Genomic DNA, 23,280 nt, shown 5'->3' on the forward strand with positions numbered 1-23,280 from the left:
AGATATGAGACGTTCGGCTGGCTCGTCACCGCACGAGATAGGGTTTGCGCGGTCTGTCTCGATCAATACCCGAGTCGGCCTGTTCTACGGGGAAGTCTCCCATCAGATAGGGATGCATGCCCTGGTTCTTAAGGTTCTGCAGAAACTGGCCAAAGCCGTTCAGGTCCACCATGCGCGGCACTTCGGATAGGCGGCGTGCCGTGTTTGGCCCGATCTCATCCAGTATCGTCTGGAGAGGCTCCATCGGTGCTTCGATGAATTCCGCCATCGTCCAGATACGTACACGCGCCTTCACCCAGGTGGAGCGCAAAACATCCAGGTGCTCGCTTTCTGTCTTTTGCAACTGTGCAGCGGCTTTACGCAAGTCCATGAAATTGGCGTTTGACCGAAAGAGCGGCACGGCCCACGCCCCGCTGATCACGGAAATCTGCGCATTGGGGTCCTTGGCCACACGCCAGTTTATCACCTGGTTGTCCCGCGGGCCAAACTGAAAGCATTGCCGCTCGCCGCGGGTATTCCAAATCAGGTTGGTCAAAAAACCGTGCGGGTTGTAGTCACGCAAAGTCGCGCTGTTGCTCAAGGCACCATTCATCGCAGTCTGATTATCCGCAAAGTAAGCCTGCTCCGGTGCAAAGAGATGACCATGCACTCGCGCGCCCGTCGCTTTGGCAAGCCAGGGCTCAAAATTCTCGAAAAGCTCGGCAAATCCTTGGAACATGGAATAGGGCGCGGCGGTCACACCGTTTTCCCAATCTTCGCGGGGAAAGCGGCTCTGCATATAAAGACCGGCACGGCCTCGCGTGCGCCGCTCCACCGCCTTGGCAAAAATCCGGTCGATCTTGCCGGGATTGGGCTCTGTCTTTTTCATCGCACCAGACGGGTCGGTAAGGAATGCGTCATAGAGCCGATGCGCGTGCGGCCAGATCTTGCGCGCGACAAAACAATCTGATCGACGTAGCAGCTGCAGATGATCGTCATAGAAGATATGCGGTTTGCCCTGAAAGTCGAACTTGGACAACGTCAGCGATCGGCTTTCAATGTTGATCGCGTATTGGCGTACCAGCGTCTGGAAATAGCTCTCGTCCGGAATCCAGACACGGCGGAAGTAATGATCATATTCTGTGCGTGCCGGGTCCTGCAGAATCGCGGACAGCGTTTGCCGGGTCAGGCACCACCATTGTGATCCCATATGCGGCACAAGACCTCCGGGCACCTGCCGGTTCACCCGCAACCGACGTTGCAAGGCGACGTAGCGGTCAAAAAGGAACCTTTGGCGCTTCCATGAAAACGGGAACCGCAGGGTGAACCGTTCGGCGTCCAAACCACCAACCGTCCAGGGAACATCAGCCGTCGTCGCACTTTCGATAAAATCGGTTTTGGGTCGATCCGCGAGGTAGTCGATTAACTCCTGAACCGGGCGCAGCGGTAAGCAGGAGCCAGATGCGAGGTAGACATGCCGCACATCCGGAAAGCTGGAGAGTATCTGTTCTGACGCCGTTTGTGTCGCCGCCACGATCCCCCAGGTGCCCCATTCGCACCGATAGCGTTTTGAAAACGACACGTTCGGGACATCTGCCAGCGACTGCGTAAATGCGCCGAAAGCCCTGCGCGGCACGCTCTTGTCCACATGGATCACAACCGGGCAGCCCGCAGCCGACCAGTGGCGCACAACTTGTTCCGCCCGCCCAAAGGCGGTGTGTACCAACATGACGACGCCGACGCTCACGCCCAGTTTCCTTTGGACATCAGGCCGAGTATCTCCAACTGCCTCCAGTTGATGTATTTCTCAGACCACTTGCACCAGAGCTCCGAATCCTCTGTCAGGCCTTGAGCATATGCCCGGTATTCGTGGGACTCGGCGTAATGCTGCTGGCGTTCGATCTCTTCGCTCGCCTTGTCGGCAAAGGTATCAAGGAACTTGGCGTGCAACAGAATCCCAGATGCCTTTTCTCCACCCCATTCGTCATAGACGAGGTTCAGGCCCCGCGGCAGTAACATATGCGTCGAGTGCACGTAGGCATAGCGTCGGTCCCATTTGACCAGGGGAACCTTGTTCAACGCAGGTGCGCGCTTTGGCTCCTCCGGGAAAAACACGCGGCTGCGCGGCCCACCCTGAATCCACAGGTTTCCATAAAGATGGTTGCGCGACATCGTGTAATTGCCACTGTCGAACCAGCAGGCAATGTCGATGGGATTCTGACCGGGCAGGTATTGCTGATCCTCCAGCCGTCCCTTGGGGTACATGTCCAGCAGCATCGCCGAAAAGGCCCGAATGGAGCAGCTGTCGAGCCAATCGGTCAGCGCCCGGAGAGGTCGCGTATCGCAAAACGGATAGAGCAGGAATTCATCGGGATCGACCACGACGCACCAGTGGCCGTGGGCGTATTTGCTTTGCAAGTAGTTCAGCCAATCCATCCCATAACGCGATTTCTTGTAGCTGCTTTTCGTCCGCCACAGAGACACATCCGGTTGATCGGCAAGGTAATCCGCCGACCCGTCGGTACTGTCGTTGTCGACGATAAAGAAATGGGACACGCCCATCTCGCGGTAGTACTCCAGAAAATAGGGGAGGCGCACCTTCTCGTTCCGCTGGGTCGAAAACAGCAGGATATCCCCATCGCGCAGTTGCGCGGTTCTGTCGACAATCCGCTTTAGGTCAAAGCTTTTGCGCCGCGCGCGTACACGCAGACGCTTGCGCGCCAGACGCATCCGGTAAGATCCCAGAACACCCAAAGCTTCAGCCCTCTCCACCGCCCCACCGCCGGTGTTCAAAGGACCCCTGTCCCCATCTGCCTGCGGTCGATCTTGTGCCGCTTTTTTGGTTAATCGCGACTTATTGATATTTTATTGCTCAAAAACTCCATTTTCGCAATGATTTAAAGCGTTTTTGAGAGGCAGCGCGGTCAGCAGGACACTACCAATCCCCACGCGACATCAAGCGTAGGTCCAGAAGGTGCTGCCAACCAGTGAAACGGGTGGCGTCCGGGGCCCACATATCAGGGTCTTCAGCCACCGCATCGTAATACTCATCGTAGAGCGCCGAGTTGGAAAAATGCTCCTTACGCATTTGCTCTTGTCGCGCACGCTCCGCCGATCCGGGCAAGAACTTGGTGTGCAAAAGCACCCCGCTGACTTTGGATCTACCGGTCTCGTCATAAGTACGGTTCAATCCCGAGGGAAGCGCATTATGTGTCGAATTTACAAAGACATAGCGCCGGTTCCATTTGACCAATGGAATCTTGTTCAACGTCGGTGCACGCACCGGATCTTTCGCAAAAAAACATCTCGCCCGCACCCCGCCCTGTAACCAGAGGTTTCCCATCTTGGCCTGCCGTTGGACCCAGTACCCATGCGCATCGAACCACTGGAGCACCTCACAGGGATTTTGCCCGGGCGTGTAAGCCTGATCATCGGGTGGCCCCTTGGGATAAAGATCGAGCATCATCGCCCCCATCATCCGCTGCTCTCTCGCGTCAAGCCACTTGGTGAGGTCAGGAAGAGGTCTCGTTTCGTGATCCGGGTAGATCAGCAGTTCATCTGCATCCACCGTTACCGTCCAATGGCCGTGGCCATAACGCATCATCAACCATGTCAGCCAGTCCATTCCGAAGCGCGCCGATTTGTAACTCGCATCCGTGCGCCACACTGAGACATCCGGTGCGTCCGTGAGCAGCGTCACCGTGCCATCGTCACTGCCATTGTCGATGATCATAAAGTGGCGCACGCCAAGCGCTCTGTAGTGCTGCAGGAAGTAGGGCAGCCGCAGGGCCTCGTTACGCACCGTCGCGAAAAGCAGGATATCCGTCGGCGCAATCTGCCGCGTATGGTTCTGCACAGACGTCAGCTTGTGGCGACTGCGAAAACCGCGCCACAGCAATCGCTTGCGCCGCAGCCGCAACTTGTATCTGGACCAAAGCGTGGGCGGCGCCATCACGCGACCTTTCAGAACCGAGGGGGCCGTAGAGGCAAAGCCGTTACGATCTTGTCGCCATATTGCCCGAATTGATTGCGCAGCCAAGCTTTTCCCTGACCCGCGTCGGCCTGTGCCCTGCCTGCTGCCCCGAAAGTCTGCAAACAGGTCCTGGCGTGGCAAAAAGAAAACGGCACAGGGATACCTCTGCGCCGTCGCTAAGCCATTCTTGTTAGTTGGTGCGCGCCGTTACTCTGCCGCTTTTCCCATGCTGACGACGTCATGCAGATACGCAGACAGGTCCTCACGCAGATCATCCCGATCAAGGCCGAAAGCAACTGTCGCCTGCAGGAATCCGGATTTGGAGCCGCAATCGAAACGCTGCCCGCGGAAGCGGTATCCATAGACATTGCTCTTCTTCTCGATGTCCTGCGCGATTGCATCCGTCAGCTGAATTTCACCACCGGCGCCGGATTTCATCTTGTTCAGGTTCGTCAACACCGACGGCGACAGGATGTAGCGTCCGATCACCGCAAGATTGGAGGGCGATTCCTCTGCTTTGGGCTTTTCGATCATGCCTTTGACCTTGACCATCGAGCCCATGTCCTCGGAGACATCCAGCATCCCATAGGAAGAAGATTTCTCAGGCGCAACTTCCATCGCCGCGACCATGTTGCCGCCTGTCTCCGCATAGGCCTCGACCATCTGCTGCAGACAGGGCTTGTCGGCGGCGATCACATCGTCCGGCAGGATAACTGCAAAAGGCTCGTCTGCAATCAAGCGGCGCGCGCACCAGACGGCGTGTCCTAAACCCAACGCCTTGTGCTGGCGAATATAGGCGATTGCGCCGCTGTCCATGTTGGTTGTTTCGAGCACTTCAAGAAGGTCGTGTTTGCCCTTCTTGCGCAATTCCTGTTCGAGTTGGGGAGCATGGTCAAAGTAATCTTCCAGCGCACCCTTGCCGCGTGACGTCACGAAAATGAATTCCTTGATGCCGGCAGCGCGCGCCTCGTCGATCGCGTATTGAATCAACGGGCGATCCACCAATGTCATGATTTCCTTGGGTACCGACTTGGTCGCAGGAAGAAAGCGTGTTCCCATCCCAGCCACGGGAAAAATCGCCTTGGTTACCTTGCGTTTCATACTGTTGCCCTCACACTTAAAAAAATCAATCGCACCCCGCGAGCATAAAACTAGTGCTCGAATGCGTCAAAAACACGACTTGCTCGTCAATTAAAGCTATTTTTGAGCACAATTGGTTCGATTTCACGAATTATAGCGGAGTCTCGCCAATATACTCGCATAACGGGCATAATATTAATCATTGTTGCAACTGGTCAGCACATTTTTCTCGGTGTTTTCAGAGAGCGAGATCATGTGGAAAACCGAGCCAATCTACGCTCAATCCAAACCCATTTGTGCCATCATCCCTTCAATCTTCGGCACGTCCTGAGGGTTGTTCAGTTCCCAGAAGTGACGCCCTTTCGCTGCGACTTCCACGCAGAGCACGGCCCGGCCATTTTCCATGAATCGCAACTGTTCAAGGCCCTCAAGCTGTTCCAATGGGCCCATCGGCCATGTCGGGTAGGCAGCCAGTGCTTCGGGACGATATGCATAAACGCCAACATGATGAAAAACAGGTGTTTCTTCTGCATCCGGATAGGTTTGCGGTGTGAAAGGGATCACCTCTTTGGAAAAGTATAAGGCATGGCGGCTTGCGTCGAAAACGGCCGTTGTGCCGCCAACACGCCCTGCTTTTCGATCATTCAAAAGACCGTTGAGCGTAGCCCCATCGCAGCGCAGCACCGGCGTCGCGATCTCCGCCTGCGGTGCCGCCCGCAGCCCGGTGACCAGATCTTCGATGAACCACTGCGGCGTCAGAGGCGCATCGCCTTGCAGGTTAACGACGATCTCATATCCCCCACCCAAAATCTCATGTGCCTCTGCGCAACGCTCCGTGCCGTTCACCCAATTGGAGGATGTCATGACGACCTCTGCGCCAAACGCTTCCGCCGCCTCTCTGATACGGTCGTCGTCAGTGGCCACGACGACCCGTGCGACACCGGCAACCTCTTGCGCAGCCAGCCAGCTGCGCTCGATCAGGCTGCGTGACTGGCCTGATGCGCCCTTCAGGCCCACAAGAGGTTTACCCGGATAGCGGCTGGACGCATAACGCGCCGGGATTACGATCAGGACCGACATCAGCTGTCTTTCAGATCGACGGTTGGCGCGTGAGCGATGAAAAACGGATTTGCGTAATCCTCCTTGCCGTATCTAAGCGGTTTCAGATCATCGAACCGAACAACGGATCCCCCCGCACCCGACAGCACCGCGTGGCCTGCCGCTGTATCCCACTCCATCGTGCGACCGAGACGCGGGTAAAGATCTGCCTCCCCGGTTGCTACGAGACAGAATTTGAGCGACGAGCCCGCACTCTTCATATCTCTGACAGAGTATTTGTTGATGTAGTCATCGGTCGCCTGATCCCGGTGGGACTTCGACGCAACGACCATCAGAGCGGTGTTGTCAGCCTGAGACACCGACATCGGTGTCAGACCCCCCACCTGATCCACGACCAGATCACCCGTTTCCTCGACAGACTGACCATTGGCATCAGTGTAGAACATCCGACCCTTGGCAGGCGCATAGACAACCCCCCGCGTCGGGACACCCCCTTCGACCAGAGCAATGTTCACGGTGAAATCGCCCCGTCGGTGAATGAATTCCTTGGTCCCATCGAGTGGGTCAACGATCAGGAATGTATCGCCCGAGGTATCATGTGTCGCCGATTGTTCCTCGGTCACCAGCATGACGTCGGGAAACGCGGCACGCAGGCCAGCCGAAATCAACGCATCCGCAGCTTCATCTGCCGCCGTGACCGGGCTGTCATCCGATTTCGCTTTCACATCAAAATCATCCGATTCATAAATCTCCATGATCTTCGCACCAGCCTCAATCGACAGCCGACGCATGACCTCAACCAGTTTCACATAATCCATGACGTCACCATCCATTCCACGATCATTGATGTTCAAAACGATGCCCCTTATGGTCAAGCTCTAACGGAACAGCAAGAATTCCGTGCGATACTCGCGAAGGTTAAAAGGCAAAGCGGTCATGTTTCAGGCAACAAAACGCAATGAGGGCGGATTAACTTCTGCGCTGACGATACTGGAGTTGGTATATCACTCCGTTGTCAGATCCGTGCGCAAAACGCACAATAACGCCTTTGCCGCGATCTTCATCAATGTTCTGCAGATGCTGATCTTCGTGCTTGCGTTCTATTTTATGTTCTCGGTGCTGGGCCTGCGCGGTTCCGCGATCCGGGGCGATTTCCTGCTCTATATCATGTCGGGCATTTTCCTGTTTATCACCCACACGAAATCGATGAGTGCGGTCGTCGGATCGGAAGGGCCTGCCAGCCCAATGATGCAGCATGCGCCGATGAACACGATTATTGCCATCGCCTCTGCCGCCATTGGCGCGCTCTACATTCAGGTGCTCTCGCTGGGCATCATTCTCTTTGGGTATCACGTCGCAATTGCCCCGGTGGTCATCGAGGAACCGGCGGCGGCCTTTGGCATGCTGATGGTGGCCTGGTTCACGGGTGTGGCACTGGGCCTTGTGCTCCTGGCTCTGAAACCCTGGATGCCGCAAGTGGTCAGTATCTTTTCGACCATTTACCAGCGGGCAAATATGATCGCGTCAGGAAAAATGTTCGTGGCGAACAGTCTGCCGGGCTTCATGCTGGCAATGTTTGACTGGAACCCGCTGTTTCACGCCATCGACCAGACGCGGGGCTTTGTCTTCATCAACTACAATCCCCGCTATACGGACTGGCACTATGCCGTTTGGGTCGGCGTGGTGCTTGTAATGATCGGCCTGATGGGGGAATTCTATACCCGTCGGCACGCCTCGCTCAGCTGGAACGCGCGACGTTGAAGATCAAGGCTTTGCGTCACCCTCGTAGGCAAAACGGATAAAGGCAGCGGGATCATCTTCGCCCAAACCGGCCTCTATGGCGGTGCCGCTCATCTCCGCAAAACTATCCAGCATCGGCGACGGCAGATCAAAAGACTGCATGACGCGCCGGAAGACATCCGCGTCCTTGTAGGTTGCGTTGATCGTAAATCCGATTTCCTTGTCCTGACCCAACACCTTTGGAATGCGGTCGGCGACCATCGGCATGCCTGCAGGCCCGCCGCTGAGAATTTTCAGCGCTGTTTCGAGTGGCAATCCAGCCCTTTTTGCCAAGGGCATGAAGTCCGCGAGACCGTTGAAGTAAGTCTGGATCATACCGTTGTTGATCACCTTCATCGCGAGGCCAGCCCCCAGCGGGCCCACGTGAAAGATGCGACTGGAAAGCCACGCAAGTGTGTCCTGAGCCCGCGCGGCCGCAGCCTCCTCACCGCCCATGAAAATCCCGCATTTCCCGGCCATGACCAGATCCGGGCCCCCCGAAATTGGTGCATCGACCGCCGTTGCTCCGACCGCTCTGATCGCTTCCATGCGGGTCTTGAGGATGTCGGGCACCACCGTGCTGGTGTCAATGATCTGTCTGCCCGTCAAATCGCAGCCAATCAGCGCCTCCAGCACCTCAGACACCGCCACGTCGTCAAAGAGGCTGAGGATCAGGGTATCGCTGCGCGCCACCAGGCTGCCCAGATCCGGGGCGCTGTCTACACCGGTCACCGCACGACCGCTGCGTGTCCATCCCTGCACCGAATGTCCCATGGCGGACATGCGCCGCGCAATGGCACTGCCCATGCGGCCCAGTCCAACAACCCCGATTCGTTCCATTCAACACTCTCCCTGGACAGCGGGCCTGCACGTCAGGCACCAAGTTCATTTGCATGTCCCATAACAGAATTGGCTTGGCAATCACGTGGACATCTCTGGGCGTTCACGCTGGTCTTCGCCATTTGCCTTACCGTCGAAACGGTCTAGAGGCACCCCATCGCCCGTTCCTGCGCCTTGATCTGCGACACCGCGGCCCGTTCGGCAGAGCTCAACGGCACGTTTGCCGCGCTAAGCCCGGGAATGCAGTTCTGATTGGAAAACGCCGCTTGCCCCCGCGCCGACTGGAAACAATAGCCCCGCCGGTGGAAATACGCGTTGCGTTGCTGCCACAGCGCCTCGCAGGTGGTCTGGGCGGCGCTGGTCTGCGCACCTGTAAACCTGATCCAGTTGGAATGCGCCCACCCCTCCAGCCCGGTCTCCGTGCGCACGTGGAACCAAACACCGTCCTGCCCCAGAAACTGCAGCCGTGTACCTTCGGTCATTTTCGCAAGACGCACCGCACCGCTGTACGTCCCCGCGCGCAGAGCCAGAAACCCATCGCCATTCGGATCAAGCCCGGACACCACATGCGTCAGAACCAGGTCGGGCCACTGCGGCTGCGATTGAGCCGGGGTGGTCGTTTCCGGTTGCGGCGCGGGCGTTGGCAAGCTGACCGGTTGCGCACAATGGCCGCCCGGTTGTGCGAGACATATTTTCTTGAGCAAAGAGGAGCTTTCCCAAGGGGTCTGCGCGCTGTTGGTTTCCTGAACAACATCATAGCGGACCTTGCGCATCAGCTCGTGCACGTCCTTTTCTTCATCGTTGATGTAACGCAGTAGAGCGCCGGTAAAGGGGCTGTTCCTGCCAGCACCGTCCGATGCAGCCAGCCCCGGTTCGGTCGCGAAGGCGACGAAGGTGCTGAGCCCGCCTTTGAGTTCTGCAAGACCCGTTGCGCCCATGCTCTGGAGCGGTTCATCCAGACCTTGGGCAAACGGATTGTCCCGGCAGGCATCCATGATGACCACGTTCCTGCTCGCCCTTTGTTCGATATCTTTGATAATGGACTGCAGTCGGATCGCCGATTTCTGCACCGTTTCTTCGGTGGTACCTGTCGCATCGACGGGCAGAATGTAGTTTTGTGACCCGAACTGAACCCCATGTCCGGCATAGTAGAAGAGGGCCAGATCGTCTTCATCCAGCCGCGACATCACTCGGAATACCAACCGCCCGATCTGCTTGCGCGTCAAATCAATGCCTTCGAAAACTTCGAACTCCAGCGCGCGCAATGCATCTGAGACATCCTGAGCGTCCTGGGCCGCATTCGGCAAGTAGCCCAGATGCGCGTAGTCGGAATTGCCCAGCACAAGCGCCACACGATCCTTTGACGACACGGCGACAGGCAGGGACAGCGCCAAAAGGGTTACAAGAAAAAAGGGGCGAAGAAACAGCATGAATGAGACGCGCATATTGAAAACGACTGATCGTTGCACAGCGCTGGTGTCATTTCAATTGTTCATGGCTGTCGCTATGTCGTCACCCGAAGCGTCAGGTTGATGCGCCCGCCCTTGGGCAGCAACGTGCTGGACCCAAAACGGATGCGGTCGACGCCGTGATAGGCCAGCCGCGCGGCACCGCCCATGACCACGACATCCCCGGAGTTCAGCCAGATCGATTGCGTCTTGCCGCCCCGTTGCGTTCCGCCCATGCGAAACAGCCCGTCATCGCCAAGCGATATGGACACCACCGGCCAGTCATAACTGGCCTCGTCCTTGTCCTGATGCAGGCCCATGCGCGCGCCTTTGCCATAATAGTTGATCAGACAACACTCTGGCATGTGGGCCAGCCCCGTCAGGTCGCGCCAGATCTCCAGAACGCTTTCGGGAATATTCGGCCAGGGCGTCCCTTGGGGATGCTGTGGCGCGTATCTGTAGCCCTGCCGGTCGGTGATCCAGCCGTATTGCCCGGCAGCCGTCATGCGCACCGACATCTTTTTACCGCTGGGGGTCACCGGATCAACGAAGGGCGCGGCCCGGACCACCTCCCGCAGGGCGTCGAGCAAGGCGTGTTGCGCGTCTGGCGCGAGGTAAGATGTGTGGATTTCGAAGCCCGCAACCGTCAAATGTGCCATGCGTCCCCCGTCGAAGCGCCAATTGAGCAGAATTTGCCATAAGAATCCCCGAGGATGCCGCGCCTAAAGGTTGCAGCGCCCGAGACCCCTCCTTATATACGCTGCGAACCGCACGAAGCGACCCGCTTCCTGTGTTATCCAGATCGGGGCAACGGCGCCATAACGGGCCAATGCTCCGTGTCATCGCCTTGAGTAAATGAGGGATCTAAAAATGGCCAAAGTGATTGGTATCGACCTAGGCACCACCAACAGCTGCATTTCCATCATGGATGGCAGTCAGCCCCGTGTAATTGAAAACTCCGAAGGCGCACGGACGACCCCGTCCATCGTTGCTTTCACAGATGATGAGCGCCTCGTGGGTCAGCCCGCGAAACGGCAAGCCGTCACCAACCCTGAAAACACCGTCTTTGGCGTCAAGCGTCTGATTGGTCGTCGGTTTGACGATGCGGACCTCGCCAAGGATAAGAAGAACATGCCGTTCAACGTCATTGATGGCGGCAATGGCGACGCCTGGGTGGAAGCCAAGGGTGAGAAATACTCGCCCTCTCAGATTTCCGCTTTCATCCTCGGCAAGATGAAAGAAACCGCCGAGAGCTATCTCGGCGAAGACGTCACGCAAGCAGTCATCACCGTGCCTGCCTACTTCAACGACGCCCAACGTCAGGCGACCAAGGATGCGGGCAAGATCGCGGGCCTCGAAGTGCTGCGGATCATCAACGAGCCCACAGCGGCGGCGCTGGCCTATGGTCTGGACAAAGAGCAGACACAAACCATCGCGGTTTATGACCTTGGTGGCGGGACCTTCGACGTGACCATTCTGGAAATCGACGACGGCCTGTTTGAGGTGAAATCCACCAACGGGGACACTTTCCTCGGCGGTGAAGACTTCGACATGCGCATCGTCAACTACCTGGCGGGTGAATTCAAAAAAGAGCATCAGGTGGACCTGACCGCTGATAAAATGGCCCTGCAGCGCCTGAAAGAAGCGGCGGAGAAAGCCAAGATCGAGCTCAGCAGCGCCAGCCAGACCGAGATCAACCAGCCGTTCATTTCCATGGGGGCCAATGGTCAACCGTTGCACATGGTCATGAAGCTGACGCGCTCCAAGCTGGAATCGCTGGTCAGCGACCTGATCAAGAATTCGATCAAGCCTTGCCAGGCGGCCCTGAAAGACGCAGGCCTCAGTCCCTCCGACATCGACGAGGTCGTGTTGGTGGGTGGTATGACCCGCATGCCGAAAGTGGTCGAGGAAGTAACCAAATTCTTCGGCAAGGAGCCGCACAAGGGTGTGAACCCCGACGAAGTGGTCGCCATGGGTGCTGCCATTCAGGCCGGTGTCCTGCAAGGCGACGTCAAGGATGTGGTGCTGCTCGACGTGACCCCACTGTCGCTGGGTATCGAAACGCTGGGTGGTGTTTTCACCCGCCTGATCGACCGCAACACCACGATCCCGACGAAGAAATCGCAAATCTTCTCGACCGCCGAAGACAACCAGAACGCGGTGACGATCCGTGTCTTCCAGGGTGAGCGTGAGATGGCGTCCGACAACAAGATCCTCGGCGCCTTCAACCTTGAAAACATCCCGCCCGCCCCGCGTGGCATGCCGCAGATCGAAGTCACCTTTGACATCGACGCCAACGGTATCGTGTCGGTGGGTGCGCTCGACAAGGGCACAATGAAAGAGCAAAAGATCACGATTCAGGCGTCGGGCGGTCTGTCGGACGAAGACATCGACAAGATGGTCAAGGACGCTGAAGAGAACGCGGAAGCCGACAAGGAACGCCGCGAGTTGATCGAAGCCAAGAACCAGGCGGAAAGCCTCATCCACTCGACCGAGAAGTCGATGGAAGAGCATGCCGACAAGGTCGATCCGACCACCATCGAAGCCATCGAACTGGCAATTGCCGCGCTCAAGGACGAGCTGGAAACCGAAAATGCCGAGAAGATCAAATCCGGCATCCAGAACGTGACCGAAGCGGCGATGAAGCTTGGCGAGGCCATCTACAAGGCCGCGCAGGAAGAGGGTGAGGACGTGGCAGAGGCCGCCGACGCGCCGCGCGATGGTGATGACGATATCGTCGATGCCGAGTTCGAAGATCTCGACGACGACAAGCGCGCATAAGTTGCGCGATACCCGGAACCACTGCATAGGCCGACCTCCGGGTCGGCCTCTCACGTTCCAGTAAGGGGACTATCGGATGGCAAAACGTGATTATTACGACGTGCTTGGTGTCGCCAAAGGCGCTTCCGCGGACGAGATTAAAAAGGGGTATCGCCAGAAGGCGAAAGAACTCCACCCGGACCGCAACAAGGATAATCCAGAAGCTGAATCCCAGTTCAAAGAGGCCAACGAGGCCTATGAAGTTCTGAAAGACGCCGACAAGAAAGCCGCCTACGACCGCTTTGGTCACGCTGCATTCGAAGGCGGCATGGGTGGCGGCGGCGGTCGTCCCGGTGGCGGGTTCGGCGGCGGTCAGGGCGATTTCGGCTCTGCCTTCTCGGACGTCTTCGACGACCTCTTCGGTGATTTCATGGGCGGCCAACGCGGCGGCGGTGGACGCCGGGCCGCACGGGGCTCCGATTTGCGCTACAATCTGCGCATCTCGCTCGAAGACGCCTACGCCGGTCTGCAAAAGACGATCAACGTACCGGGCTCAGTCGGCTGTGACAGCTGCAACGGCTCCGGCGCAGAGGGCGGCGCGGAACCGACAACCTGCCCGACCTGTTCCGGCATGGGGAAAGTGCGCGCGCAGCAGGGATTCTTTACGGTCGAACGGACCTGCCCGACGTGCTCCGGCCTCGGTCAGCACATCAACAATCCCTGTAAATCCTGCAACGGCGCTGGCCGCATCGAAAAAGAGCGGGCGCTTAACGTGAACATCCCTGCCGGGGTCGAAACCGGCACCCGCATCCGTCTCGCCGGTGAAGGTGAAGCGGGCATGCGGGGGGGCCCCTCGGGCGATCTCTATATCTTCATCGATGTGATCGAGCATGAGCTGTTCTCGCGCGAAGGCGGGAACCTCTTCTGCCGCGTGCCCGTTTCCATGGCAAAGGCCGCGCTTGGCGGGTCCATCGAGGTACCGACCATCGACGGCGGGCGTGGACGCGTGCAAATCCCTTCGGGCAGCCAATCCGGTCGCCAGATGCGTCTGCGCGGCAAGGGCATGCCCGCGCTGCGCGGCGCCGGATCAGGGGATATGTTCATCGAATTGGCGGTGGAAACCCCGGTGAACCTGACCGCCCGGCAAAAGGAACTGCTGGCTGAATTCGAGGACCTCTCTGAGAACAACAACCCGGAGACTTCCAGCTTCTTTTCCTCCGTGAAAACCTTCTGGGATTCCATGAAGGGGTAACCTTACGGCCGGAACGTACAATGGGACTTCACCTAGGGTGGCCTAAAGCCCACCCTACCTGTCAGTTCGCCTGTTGCCCAAGGGTCCGCCACCCTTAGTGCTGCGGAGCAGGCCCGATCACTGTTTTGACGCTCGGGTTAACCAATCAGAAACCATGACTCCGCACACTCGGGTTCATGAGTAGTGATCCACATACATTCGCCGAATCCACCCTGCCCTTCCTGCTTGACGAAGCAGAGCCTGTCCCCCTTCCCAGCGGCACGACACCCTCCTACATCGCAGATCACCGCAAGCGGCTGCGCCTTCGTTTCATGGAAGGCGGCGCAGCCGCCATGCCAGATTACGAGATGTTGGAGTTGGTTCTGTTCCGGGCAATCCCGCGCCGCGATGTGAAGCCGCTGGCCCGCGCCCTGATGGACCGGTTTGGCGATTTCAACCGCGTGTTGACCGCGCCCGCGGAACGGCTGCGCGACGTTTCCGGCGTTGGCGACGCAGTGATCACCGAACTGAAAATTGTCGAAGCCTCGGCCCACCGGATGGCCCGCGCCCGCGTACTCGAACAAAACGTCGTCAGCAGTTGGGACGCCTTGCTAGATTACTGCCACACCACCATGGCCCACCGGGAGACCGAGCAATTCCGCGTACTGTATCTGGACCGGAAGAATGTGGTGATCGCCGACGAAGAGCAGGCCCAGGGCACTGTCGATCATGTGCCGGTTTATCCACGCGAAGTTGCCAAGCGAGCGCTGGAGTTGAATGCCAGCGCTTTGATTTTGGTACATAATCATCCCTCAGGCGATCCAACACCTTCACAGGGCGATATCGCCATGACTGACCAGATCAACGCCGCTTGTCAGGCCCTCGGGCTCACGCTGCATGACCACCTGATCATCGGTAAATCGCGTGAGTTGAGTTTTCGCAGCGAAGGCTATCTCTGAGCTTTAGCGCACCCAGACCTCGACCCGGCGATTGGCCTGACGCCCCCAGGCGCTGCCATCGCAGGCCATGGGCATCGCCTCACCAAAGGCATCCACATCTATCACAACATGATCCAGATCGGCAGTTTCCGCCGCCTCGATGATTGCACTGCGCACCGCCTCCGCGCGGCGCAAAGCAATGCCGCGGTTGGCCTCAGCTGGCCCTTCGCCATCGCTGAACCCGACAAGCAAAAGCTTACGCGCGTCATACCGCCCCTGTTCCAGCCCGCGCGCCAATTGCTGGATATTGGAGCGCGACTGGGCATCCAGCCGAACAGACCCGGCCTCAAAGCGGAAGGAGGTCGTCAGCCGCTTCATGGGTGACAATACGGAGACCATGCGTTGCAACTCGGAGAGCGGCACCTCGGCGCCTGCAGAGGCGATTGCATTGACAAACCTGTTGCCCTGATCATCCACCGGCACCTCTTCCGGAGCCTGATCAACGAACCCGGCGCGCCGGATCACGATCTGCGCTGAGGGGCCACGCGTATAGGCCAGAAACTCGCGCGCAATCCTGGGCAAACGCCGGGCGGGCAGGTAGATAAACATCGGTGCGGTAAGGGGGTAGTCCTCTGTCTTGATCGTGCGCCGGGTTGCGCGCAAGGGCCGCCCGCAAAGGCCTGTCAGCGTAAGGGCCTGTGCGTTTCCAACCTCGGCAAAGCTCGCCACACCCAGTGCAAAAGCGTCCCGCGCCACGTGATCTGACAAGTCGGCACCCCGCGCATGGCGTATTATTCTGGATGACATCTGCAGTTGAGCAGGGGCGATGATCTCATCCTCAATGGCCTGCCCCAAACCGGTTTCAGGCGCGGGCGCGTGCAGGGCGATGGGCGCATCAGGTCCCCCCAGGTCGGACCAATTGGTGATCTGACCCGCATACGCGCGCGCAAGATCAACGGGCGAGATGTCCCGGACGGGATTGTTCGGCGCAACAATGGGCACCACGGCATCCAGGGCCAGCACACGGCTGCGGTTGTTGCCGGTCATGTCCCCCATGCCCGCTTCCGCGGCACGCAACAGCTCGTCTTCGCGAATTTCACGCAGCGCCATGACAATATCCGCCTCATTGGCCAACAGATCGGCAAAGCCTTCGTCTGTATTGGTCACGCGAAAGAAGAAGACGGCTGCAAGCTTGCCAGTCCGTTCGTCGGTCAGGCTGTAGTTGAAACGTGTTTTTTCCTCGACCATGCGCAGAGCAATGTACCCATTACGCAAGGCAAACCCTTCGATGAGCGCAGGCATCAGGACCGCGCCCATGGTTGCCGATCCGGAGATACTAAGTTCTGCCACGTAGTCCTGCAGATTGGGACAGCCGGGCCCGTCACACAAAACGCCGGAGCCATCCACGGTCAATTCGCCGTACAGCGTGTCGATGCGGTAGAACTCTCCGTCAAACCCAAGCAAGGTACCGGTCAGCTCGATACGGCCATCGCGCGATGTCAGGGTAACATCCTGCGCGACCACAGGAAGCCAGAGACTGCATAGAAAAAGTGCAGCGAAAGCCGCCGCACGTCTCAATTTCATTTGAAAGGACCTCGTCGCAGTGTCAGTTCGATGCGACTGTCAGGTCTTCGAGCGGATTATTCAACACCAGAAAGTTGCCAACGGCTCCACATCCTGGCACGGAAAGTGATACCGTGCGGGCCGGCAGCGCGGTTCCGCTCATCAGTTTCAACGCGGTTGCCTCTACTTCGCGACCGCAGTTGGCCGCTGTCACTTCCGTCTCAATGCTGACGTCCAGCGCGTCCATGGTCTGCGCGATCTTCGCCGGATAGGTATAAACTTCGGCCATTCTGGCGTTTGCAGCGGCACTGTCCCCGTGGCGTGTCAGAAAGCCACCAGATCCATCCGTCACAACCGAAATGTCGCGCATGGCGCCGGCCCAAACGTGACCTGGTTCACCATAATGGGCACCAAACTCCCGTACGTGAAGCTGAACGGTGTTGTTACCTTCCCATTGGACGGCCACGCGATCATAGAGCGAAACGCTGGGCACCGATGCCTGAGCATGCGCCATGTACTCATTGACAAATATGACGTCGAATTTCGCATCTTCGGACAGAGCCGGTACGGTCATGTCCAACCCGCCGGACGCGGATGTGGTTTCAGTGAATTCCAGCCCCTCGTGGCGCACAGTCACCCGTTCGTTCTGCATGCACGGGGCTGTCAGGCTCAGCTTTACCATAGCGGCGGCAAAGGGCTCGGCAGACAATTTCACGGGGCAGAGATGTTTTGGGCGGCTCTCAGGCGCGGCAGGCTCATAAAGAGGACTGACCGCTGAGGCGTAGACCAAAACCGGTTCATCCAGTGTTGGTAGTTTACGCAAAGTCTCGACATCGGCAGAGGTCAGGATGATTTCGCTGATGTCCAATGCCGGTTCATCTTTGGAGAACGGTGTGTCGGGGAATTCAATGACATCCAGCGGCAACGCGCTTTGTACTTTGAGCTTTTCAGGAGACGCCTGCGCGGACCCATAACGAAGCTCGGCAACTTCGCCGCTCTGCATCACGAAACCGATGCCGACAGCGCAGGCTAAAGTGCCTACAGCCGTCATGATTTCTGTCTTATGCGACATCTGTTTTGATCCCTCTCCACCAGTCGGACAAAACCTTAATGAAAGGTAAACACGGCTGAGTTGTGACCGCGGAGGGGAGTCATTCGGGCAAGAAGAAGGCAGACAGGTTAGACGAGGCGTCCGTGACAGTGTTTGAACTTTTTTCCAGACCCACAAGGGCATTGCTCGTTCCGCCCGGGATTTCCCCAGGTCGACGGATCGCCTTCGACAAAGCCTGGTGCCGCATCACCGCCCGATTCACCGGCTTCCGCACTGCCCGCCGTCGCAACCGCTGCCGCAGTCTGAGCCGCTGCCTGCTGCGCCCGCATCTGCTCAAGCATCTCGCTTTGCTCTTCTTCGGACAGAGGCCGGATCTGCGAAAGCTTCTGCGTAACGTCCGACCGCAGGCTATCAAGCATGCCTTCAAAAAGCTGGAAGGACTCGTTCTTGTACTCGTTTAGCGGATCACGCTGGGCATATCCGCGGAACCCGACAACAGATCGCAGGTGTTCCAGCGTCAGCAGATGCTCGCGCCACTTGCTGTCAATGGCCTGCAGCAAAAGCTGCTTTTCAATGTTGCGCATGTTCTCGGAGCCGAACTGCTCGGCCTTGTTGGCCATGAATTCGTCAGTGGCCGCGACCAGACGCTCCTGGATCGCCTCATCATCGACGCCTTCTTCTTCAACCCAGTCCATGACCGCCACGTCAACGCCAAGCTGCTCCTTCACCGCATCGTACAGACCTTCGGAGTCCCATTGGTCCGCATAGGTATTCGGCGGCAGGTACTGATCGATCATATCGTGGATCACCTGGTGCCGCATGTCGGTCGTGATCTCGCTGAGATCGGCGGCTTCCATGATATCGCGACGCTGGGTGAAGACCACTTTGCGCTGCTCATTCATCACGTCATCGAACTTCAAGAGCTGCTTGCGGATGTCGAAATTGCGCCCTTCGACCTTGGCCTGTGCCCGCTCCAGTGACTTGTTAACCCAGGGGTGAATAATGGCTTCCCCCTCCTTCAGGCCAAGCGTTGTCAGCACCTTTTCGAGACGCTCGGACCCAAAAATACGCATAAGGTCGTCTTCGAGGCTCAGGTAAAACGACGACCGGCCGGGGTCCCCCTGACGTCCTGACCGACCCCGCAGCTGGTTGTCGATCCGGCGGCTTTCGTGGCGCTCGGAGGCCAGAACATAGAGCCCGCCGGCCTCCAGCACCTTGGCTTTCTCACCCGCATGTTCGGCTTCGACCTTGGCGCGGATTTCCTCGGGATCGGCTTCGGGATCGGCAGCGATGGCGTTCATCACCTGCATGTCCACGTTGCCGCCCAGCTGGATGTCCGTCCCGCGGCCAGCCATGTTGGTCGCAATCGTCACCGCGCCGAATTTGCCTGCGTCCGCGACGATCTGCGCTTCCTGCTCGTGCTGGCGCGCGTTCAGAACGTTGTGCTTGATCCCGGCATCCGTCAGCATCTTGCTCAGCACTTCGGACTTCTCGATCGAGGTGGTGCCAACCAGCGCCGGCTGGCCCTTGCCGTTGCTTTCCTTGATCTGGTCCAGCATGGCAGAATATTTTTCGCGGACGGTGCGGTAGACCTGATCGTCATCGTCAATCCGGGCAATCGGCCTGTTGGTGGGTACTTCGACCACACCCAGCCCGTAAATTTCCTGGAACTCTTCTGCTTCGGTCAGGGCCGTACCGGTCATGCCTGCCAGCTTGTCGTAAAGACGGAAGTAGTTCTGGAACGTCACCGAGGCCAGCGTCACGTTCTCGGGTTTGATGGCCACGTGTTCCTTGGCCTCAATCGCCTGGTGCAAACCGTCCGACAGACGACGTCCCGCCATCATCCGGCCGGTGAATTCATCAATCAGCACCACCTCGTTATCGCGGACGATATAGTCCTTGTCGCGCTGAAACAGCTTGTGCGCCCGCAGACCCTGGTTCACGTGGTGCACGATGGTCGTGCTTTCCGGATCGTAGAGGGTTTGCCCCTCTTCCAGCAACTCGCGCGACCGCAGCAGGTCTTCCAGGAATTCGTTGCCCTCATCTGTGAAGGTCACGTTCCGCGTCTTTTCATCAAGCTCGAAATGGCTGTCGTCCAGCTCCGGGATCACCACGTCGATGGTCTTGTACATCTCGGACCGGTCCTGCGCCGGACCGGAAATGATCAAGGGCGTGCGCGCTTCGTCGATCAGGATCGAATCCACTTCGTCCACAATCGCGAAGTTGTGATGCTTCTGGAAAATCTGGCTCAGCTCGGATTTCATATTGTCGCGCAGATAGTCAAACCCAAGCTCGTTATTCGTCGCATAGGTAATGTCACTGCTATAGGCGTTGCGCTTGTCCTCCTCGGACATCTCGGAATAAGCCACGCCCGTGGTCAGACCGAGCGCGCCAAAGACCTGCCCCATCCAAGCGGCATCGCGTTTGGCGAGGTATTCGTTCACAGTGACGATATGCACGCCCTTACCGGTTAGACCGTTCAGGTAGGCGGCGAATGTCGCGGTCAACGTCTTGCCTTCACCGGTCTTCTGTTCCGCAATATTGCCCTGATGCAGGAACACTGCCCCCATGAGCTGCGTATCAAAGGCGCGCAGGCCCAAGGCCCGGCGCGCCGCTTCACGGCAGTTGGCAAAGGCTTCGGGCAGCAGGTCGTCAAGGTTTTCGCCATCCAGCGCGCGCTTGCGCAGCTCTTCGGTCTTTTCCTTGATGCCGTCGTCGCTCAGTTTTTCGAACTCTGGCTCAAGCGCGTTGATCTTCTCGATCAGCGGGCGGGTCGCTTTGACTTTGCGGTCATTTGGTGTCCCAAAGACCTTTTTTGCGATTGTTCCGATGCCCAGCATGCGTTCTCCAGCCGAAGTTTAGGGAATGGCGCCGATTTGCTTGCTCGTCTGCGGCACAGCCCATAGATAGAAAGGGAACGCAGCACCCTAGCCGCGCCCATAGGGCGATGTAAGGGTCACGCCAAACCGTGTCAATGTCGCGCCCTGCCGTGACGCAGCCCAAGGACCAATCCATGCAAAAACACCTCACCCTCATGGCCGGCGCCGCGCTGCTGGTCACATTGGCTATGCCGTCCTGGGCCCAGACAGAAACGGAAGCCAATGCAGAGCCGCCCACCGCCGAAACGGTTGTCGCGACAGTTAATGGTGTCGAGATCACACTGGGTCACATGATCGCTGCGCGCGCCAGCCTGCCGCAACAATATCAGCAACTGGATGACAAAGTCCTTTATGACGGCATTCTGGAGCAGCTGGTTCAACAAAGTGCCCTGGCGCAGAACTTCGAAGGCGAATTGCCCCTGCGGATCACCAAATCGCTGGAGAATGAACGCCGTTCGCTGGTGGCTGGCGAAGTCGTAGAGGCCGTGTTGCAGGACGCGATCACAGACGAAGCCCTCCAGGCGCTCTATGATCGGCAATTCGGGGATATCGATCCCGAAGAGGAATACAACGCCTCCCATATTCTGGTGGAAACCGAAGAGGCCGCCTTGGCCGTCAAGGAAACCATTGACGGGGGTGCCGATTTCGGCGCCACCGCGCGGGAAAAATCGACGGGGCCGTCCGGTCCGAACGGTGGGGAGTTGGGGTGGTTCGGCGCTGGTATGATGGTGCCTGCGTTCGAAGCAGCGGCCATCGCGCTTGAGGTGGGTGAGGTTTCGGCCCCGGTGCAGACCCAGTTCGGCTGGCACATCATCAAGCTCAACGAAACGCGCAAAGCGGATATCCCGGCGCTGGAAGATGTCCGGGAAGAGTTGACCCAGGAACTCAGTCAGATTGCGGCGCAGGAAGCGATCCGGGACGCAACCGATGCGGCGGATGTTCAGGTCCCTGCCGATCTGGAAGTCGACCCGGCGGTGCTGAAACAGACAGACCTTCTGGAATAACGATGGCCAAGATTTCCGCGGTTTCGCCGCTGGCGCCCAAGGCGTTTCCGGACCTGCCCGCTGTCGAGGGTGTGACATTTGCCACCATCGCTGCCGGTGTTCGGTATCAGGGACGCGATGACGTCATGCTTGCATGCATGTCACCCGGCACGGCGATTGCCGGTGTATTCACCACCTCGGCGACCCGGGCTGCACCAGTGTTGGATTGTCAGGCCAAGCTGGGGGGGGATTCCGGATCGGCGGCTGCGTTCCTCGTCAACTCGGGCAACGCAAACGCCTTTACCGGGCGCAATGGTGACGATGCGGTGGGAGCAATCACCCTTGCCACCGCAAACGCCTGCAATATCCCGCAAGAGCGCGTTTTTACCTCTTCAACCGGGGTGATCGGAGAGCCGTTGCCCTTCGACCGCATCACCGCGCATCTGAAAACTCTGTCTGACATACAAGACGCAAAAGGCATCGCCGCGGCAGCGCGGGCCATCATGACGACAGACACCTTCCCAAAGGGGGCCAGCGCCACGGTCGATATAGCGGGCAGAGCCGTCACCATCGCGGGCATCGCTAAAGGCTCGGGCATGATCGCGCCGGACATGGCGACAATGCTGGTCTATATCTTTACGGATGCGAAAATACCGCAGGCAGAACTTCAGGCGATGGTGTCGGGTCACAACGCCAGCACCTTCAACTGCATTACGGTCGATAGTGACACCTCGACCTCCGACACGCTTCTGGTCGCGGCGACGGGCGCGTCCGGTGTGGACGTCAGCGGCGATCTGGCGTTTTCCGATGCGCTGCATGGGGTCATGCTGGACCTTGCGCATCAGGTTGTCCGCGACGGTGAAGGTGCCACGAAATTTGTGGAGATCAACGTTACCGGCGCCAAAACGGATACCGACGCCAAAACGCACGCCCTTTCCGTCGCGAACTCCCCGCTGGTGAAAACCGCCATCGCGGGTGAGGACCCCAACTGGGGCCGCGTGGTCATGGCCGTGGGCAAATCCGGTGCCGCAGCAGATCGCGACCTGCTGTCCATCCGGTTCGGAGACGTGATTGTGGCCGAAAAGGGATGGGTCAGCCCGGGGTACGACGAGGCGCAGGCCGCCGCACATATGAAAGGCCAGGAGTTGTTCATCGGCGTGGACATCGGTTTGGGGGACGGCCGGGCCACCGTCTGGACCTGCGATCTGACCCACGGCTACATCGACATCAACGCCGATTACCGGTCCTAATCTCTCATGAAAACTGTTCTCGTTTCCGCTGTCGCCCTGATTGATGTGGATGGGCGCGTCCTGCTGGCGCAACGGCCCGAAGGCAAATCCATGGCCGGTCTCTGGGAGTTTCCCGGCGGCAAAGTCGAGCCGGGCGAGACACCCGAAGTAGCGTTGATCCGCGAGCTGGAGGAAGAGCTGGGGATCAATACATGGGCGTCCTGTCTGGCCCCGCTGACATTTGCCAGCCACAGCTACGATGACTTTCACCTGCTGATGCCGCTTTTTGCCTGCCGCAAGTGGGAAGGCACCCCGATGTCACGTGAAAATCAGACACTGAAATGGGTGCGACCGACAGCCCTCAGGGACTACCCTATGCCTGCTGCGGACGTGCCTTTGATCCCTATTCTGCGCGATTGGCTGTAGGCAATCTCTCTGCGGGCGACATTGTTCGCAATTTTTCGCCTATTAGAGGAAAACACGAATTT

At 58.4% G+C, this 23,280-nt stretch carries 19 protein-coding genes; 7 read left to right on the top strand and 12 right to left on the bottom strand.

Translation table 11 applies throughout. From position 1 onward, the window contains the following. Positions 1-25: 25 nt before the first annotated feature. The 6 genes from Q1A52_RS04280 to cysQ form a co-directional block, all read right to left on the bottom strand. Positions 26-1,726, bottom strand: coding sequence for a beta-1,6-N-acetylglucosaminyltransferase (locus tag Q1A52_RS04280; RefSeq protein ID WP_300011307.1), 1,701 nt, complete (start codon positions 1,724-1,726; stop codon positions 26-28). Next, positions 1,723-2,709, bottom strand: coding sequence for a glycosyltransferase family 2 protein (locus tag Q1A52_RS04285; protein WP_300012176.1), 987 nt, complete (start codon positions 2,707-2,709; stop codon positions 1,723-1,725). The genes Q1A52_RS04280 and Q1A52_RS04285 overlap by 4 nt, the downstream gene beginning before the upstream one ends. 205 nt (positions 2,710-2,914) lie before the next feature. Continuing rightward, a complete protein-coding gene (locus Q1A52_RS04290) occupies positions 2,915-3,931 on the bottom strand; it encodes a glycosyltransferase family 2 protein (protein WP_300011310.1) in 1,017 nt (338 codons plus the stop codon). Between the two features lie 228 nt (positions 3,932-4,159). Next, a complete protein-coding gene (gene galU, locus Q1A52_RS04295) occupies positions 4,160-5,053 on the bottom strand; it encodes a UTP--glucose-1-phosphate uridylyltransferase GalU (protein WP_299825715.1) in 894 nt (297 codons plus the stop codon). A 258-nt stretch (positions 5,054-5,311) separates the two neighbouring features. Then, on the bottom strand, positions 5,312-6,112 hold the full coding sequence (locus Q1A52_RS04300) for a 3-deoxy-manno-octulosonate cytidylyltransferase (protein ID WP_300011314.1): 801 nt from the start codon (positions 6,110-6,112) through the stop codon (positions 5,312-5,314). After that, the gene (cysQ, locus tag Q1A52_RS04305) at positions 6,112-6,909 is read right to left on the bottom strand and encodes a 3'(2'),5'-bisphosphate nucleotidase CysQ (RefSeq protein WP_300012179.1); all 798 of its coding nucleotides are present in this window, start codon (positions 6,907-6,909) and stop codon (positions 6,112-6,114) included. The genes Q1A52_RS04300 and cysQ overlap by 1 nt, the downstream gene beginning before the upstream one ends. Before the next feature lie 118 nt (positions 6,910-7,027). On the opposite strand from cysQ, the gene Q1A52_RS04310 reads away from it, so the two are divergent. Then, positions 7,028-7,852 carry an ABC transporter permease gene (locus tag Q1A52_RS04310; RefSeq protein ID WP_300011317.1) on the top strand — a complete coding sequence of 275 codons (825 nt, stop codon included), beginning with the start codon at positions 7,028-7,030 and terminating at the stop codon, positions 7,850-7,852. Positions 7,853-7,855: 3 nt separating this feature from the next. Here the strand turns inward: Q1A52_RS04310 and Q1A52_RS04315 are convergent, their stop codons facing one another. From Q1A52_RS04315 to Q1A52_RS04325, 3 genes are all read right to left on the bottom strand, one after another. Continuing rightward, a complete protein-coding gene (locus Q1A52_RS04315; protein ID WP_300011320.1) occupies positions 7,856-8,710 on the bottom strand; it encodes an NAD(P)-dependent oxidoreductase in 855 nt (284 codons plus the stop codon). 143 nt (positions 8,711-8,853) lie between these two features. Next, positions 8,854-10,140, bottom strand: a complete 1,287-nt coding sequence (locus Q1A52_RS04320) for a caspase family protein (RefSeq protein ID WP_300011323.1) — start codon at positions 10,138-10,140, stop codon at positions 8,854-8,856. Positions 10,141-10,214: 74 nt separating this feature from the next. Further along, complete coding sequence (locus tag Q1A52_RS04325) at positions 10,215-10,817, bottom strand: alpha-ketoglutarate-dependent dioxygenase AlkB (protein WP_300011327.1); 603 nt, start codon at positions 10,815-10,817, stop codon at positions 10,215-10,217. 211 nt (positions 10,818-11,028) lie between these two features. Between Q1A52_RS04325 and dnaK the strand changes: the two genes are divergently transcribed. The 3 genes from dnaK to radC all read left to right on the top strand — a co-directional run bounded on the left by dnaK (position 11,029) and on the right by radC (position 15,108). Further along, positions 11,029-12,939 carry a molecular chaperone DnaK gene (gene dnaK / locus Q1A52_RS04330; RefSeq protein WP_300011330.1) on the top strand — a complete coding sequence of 637 codons (1,911 nt, stop codon included), beginning with the start codon at positions 11,029-11,031 and terminating at the stop codon, positions 12,937-12,939. 76 nt (positions 12,940-13,015) lie between these two features. Beyond that, entirely contained in the window at positions 13,016-14,170 is a 1,155-nt protein-coding gene (gene dnaJ / locus Q1A52_RS04335; protein ID WP_300011333.1) for a molecular chaperone DnaJ, read from the top strand. A 176-nt stretch (positions 14,171-14,346) separates the two neighbouring features. Continuing rightward, positions 14,347-15,108 carry a DNA repair protein RadC gene (gene radC / locus Q1A52_RS04340; protein ID WP_300011337.1) on the top strand — a complete coding sequence of 254 codons (762 nt, stop codon included), beginning with the start codon at positions 14,347-14,349 and terminating at the stop codon, positions 15,106-15,108. A 3-nt stretch (positions 15,109-15,111) separates the two neighbouring features. Here radC and Q1A52_RS04345 read toward each other — a convergent pair whose 3' ends face one another. The 3 genes from Q1A52_RS04345 to secA all read right to left on the bottom strand — a co-directional run bounded on the left by Q1A52_RS04345 (position 15,112) and on the right by secA (position 20,541). Continuing rightward, on the bottom strand, positions 15,112-16,671 hold the full coding sequence (locus Q1A52_RS04345; RefSeq protein ID WP_300011339.1) for a phosphate ABC transporter substrate-binding/OmpA family protein: 1,560 nt from the start codon (positions 16,669-16,671) through the stop codon (positions 15,112-15,114). A gap of 22 nt (positions 16,672-16,693) precedes the next feature. Beyond that, complete coding sequence (locus Q1A52_RS04350; protein WP_300011341.1) at positions 16,694-17,722, bottom strand: hypothetical protein; 1,029 nt, start codon at positions 17,720-17,722, stop codon at positions 16,694-16,696. 107 nt (positions 17,723-17,829) lie between these two features. Continuing rightward, a complete protein-coding gene (secA, locus tag Q1A52_RS04355) occupies positions 17,830-20,541 on the bottom strand; it encodes a preprotein translocase subunit SecA (RefSeq protein WP_300011344.1) in 2,712 nt (903 codons plus the stop codon). Between the two features lie 173 nt (positions 20,542-20,714). On the opposite strand from secA, the gene Q1A52_RS04360 reads away from it, so the two are divergent. The 3 genes from Q1A52_RS04360 to Q1A52_RS04370 are packed head-to-tail and all read left to right on the top strand — an operon-like array spanning position 20,715 to position 23,218. Further along, complete coding sequence (locus Q1A52_RS04360; RefSeq protein ID WP_300011347.1) at positions 20,715-21,584, top strand: peptidylprolyl isomerase; 870 nt, start codon at positions 20,715-20,717, stop codon at positions 21,582-21,584. A 2-nt stretch (positions 21,585-21,586) separates the two neighbouring features. Then, positions 21,587-22,813, top strand: a complete 1,227-nt coding sequence (gene argJ, locus Q1A52_RS04365; RefSeq protein ID WP_300011350.1) for a bifunctional glutamate N-acetyltransferase/amino-acid acetyltransferase ArgJ — start codon at positions 21,587-21,589, stop codon at positions 22,811-22,813. 6 nt (positions 22,814-22,819) lie between these two features. Then, positions 22,820-23,218 (top strand): (deoxy)nucleoside triphosphate pyrophosphohydrolase, encoded by a 399-nt coding sequence (locus tag Q1A52_RS04370; protein WP_299780064.1) that lies wholly within the window; start codon positions 22,820-22,822, stop codon positions 23,216-23,218. Positions 23,219-23,280 lie beyond the last annotated feature (62 nt).

Source organism: uncultured Roseobacter sp. (assembly GCF_947488185.1).
Lineage (GTDB): Bacteria > Pseudomonadota > Alphaproteobacteria > Rhodobacterales > Rhodobacteraceae > Roseobacter.

Bases quoted from the DNA above. Each gene is read 5' to 3' on its own strand.
- Q1A52_RS04320 (WP_300011323.1), bottom strand. From the start codon at position 10,140: ATGCTGTTTCTTCGCCCCTTTTTTCTTGTAACCCTTTTGGCGCTGTCC.
- galU (WP_299825715.1), bottom strand. From the start codon at position 5,053: ATGAAACGCAAGGTAACCAAGGCGATTTTTCCCGTGGCTGGGATGGGA.
- Q1A52_RS04285 (WP_300012176.1), bottom strand. From the start codon at position 2,709: ATGCGTCTGGCGCGCAAGCGTCTGCGTGTACGCGCGCGGCGCAAAAGC.
- argJ (WP_300011350.1), top strand. From the start codon at position 21,587: ATGGCCAAGATTTCCGCGGTTTCGCCGCTGGCGCCCAAGGCGTTTCCG.
- Q1A52_RS04315 (WP_300011320.1), bottom strand. From the start codon at position 8,710: ATGGAACGAATCGGGGTTGTTGGACTGGGCCGCATGGGCAGTGCCATT.
- Q1A52_RS04345 (WP_300011339.1), bottom strand. From the start codon at position 16,671: ATGAAATTGAGACGTGCGGCGGCTTTCGCTGCACTTTTTCTATGCAGT.
- Q1A52_RS04350 (WP_300011341.1), bottom strand. From the start codon at position 17,722: ATGTCGCATAAGACAGAAATCATGACGGCTGTAGGCACTTTAGCCTGC.
- dnaJ (WP_300011333.1), top strand. From the start codon at position 13,016: ATGGCAAAACGTGATTATTACGACGTGCTTGGTGTCGCCAAAGGCGCT.
- cysQ (WP_300012179.1), bottom strand. From the start codon at position 6,909: ATGGATTATGTGAAACTGGTTGAGGTCATGCGTCGGCTGTCGATTGAG.
- Q1A52_RS04325 (WP_300011327.1), bottom strand. From the start codon at position 10,817: ATGGCACATTTGACGGTTGCGGGCTTCGAAATCCACACATCTTACCTC.
- secA (WP_300011344.1), bottom strand. From the start codon at position 20,541: ATGCTGGGCATCGGAACAATCGCAAAAAAGGTCTTTGGGACACCAAAT.
- Q1A52_RS04290 (WP_300011310.1), bottom strand. From the start codon at position 3,931: ATGGCGCCGCCCACGCTTTGGTCCAGATACAAGTTGCGGCTGCGGCGC.
- Q1A52_RS04370 (WP_299780064.1), top strand. From the start codon at position 22,820: ATGAAAACTGTTCTCGTTTCCGCTGTCGCCCTGATTGATGTGGATGGG.
- radC (WP_300011337.1), top strand. From the start codon at position 14,347: ATGAGTAGTGATCCACATACATTCGCCGAATCCACCCTGCCCTTCCTG.
- Q1A52_RS04310 (WP_300011317.1), top strand. From the start codon at position 7,028: ATGTTTCAGGCAACAAAACGCAATGAGGGCGGATTAACTTCTGCGCTG.
- dnaK (WP_300011330.1), top strand. From the start codon at position 11,029: ATGGCCAAAGTGATTGGTATCGACCTAGGCACCACCAACAGCTGCATT.
- Q1A52_RS04360 (WP_300011347.1), top strand. From the start codon at position 20,715: ATGCAAAAACACCTCACCCTCATGGCCGGCGCCGCGCTGCTGGTCACA.
- Q1A52_RS04300 (WP_300011314.1), bottom strand. From the start codon at position 6,112: ATGTCGGTCCTGATCGTAATCCCGGCGCGTTATGCGTCCAGCCGCTAT.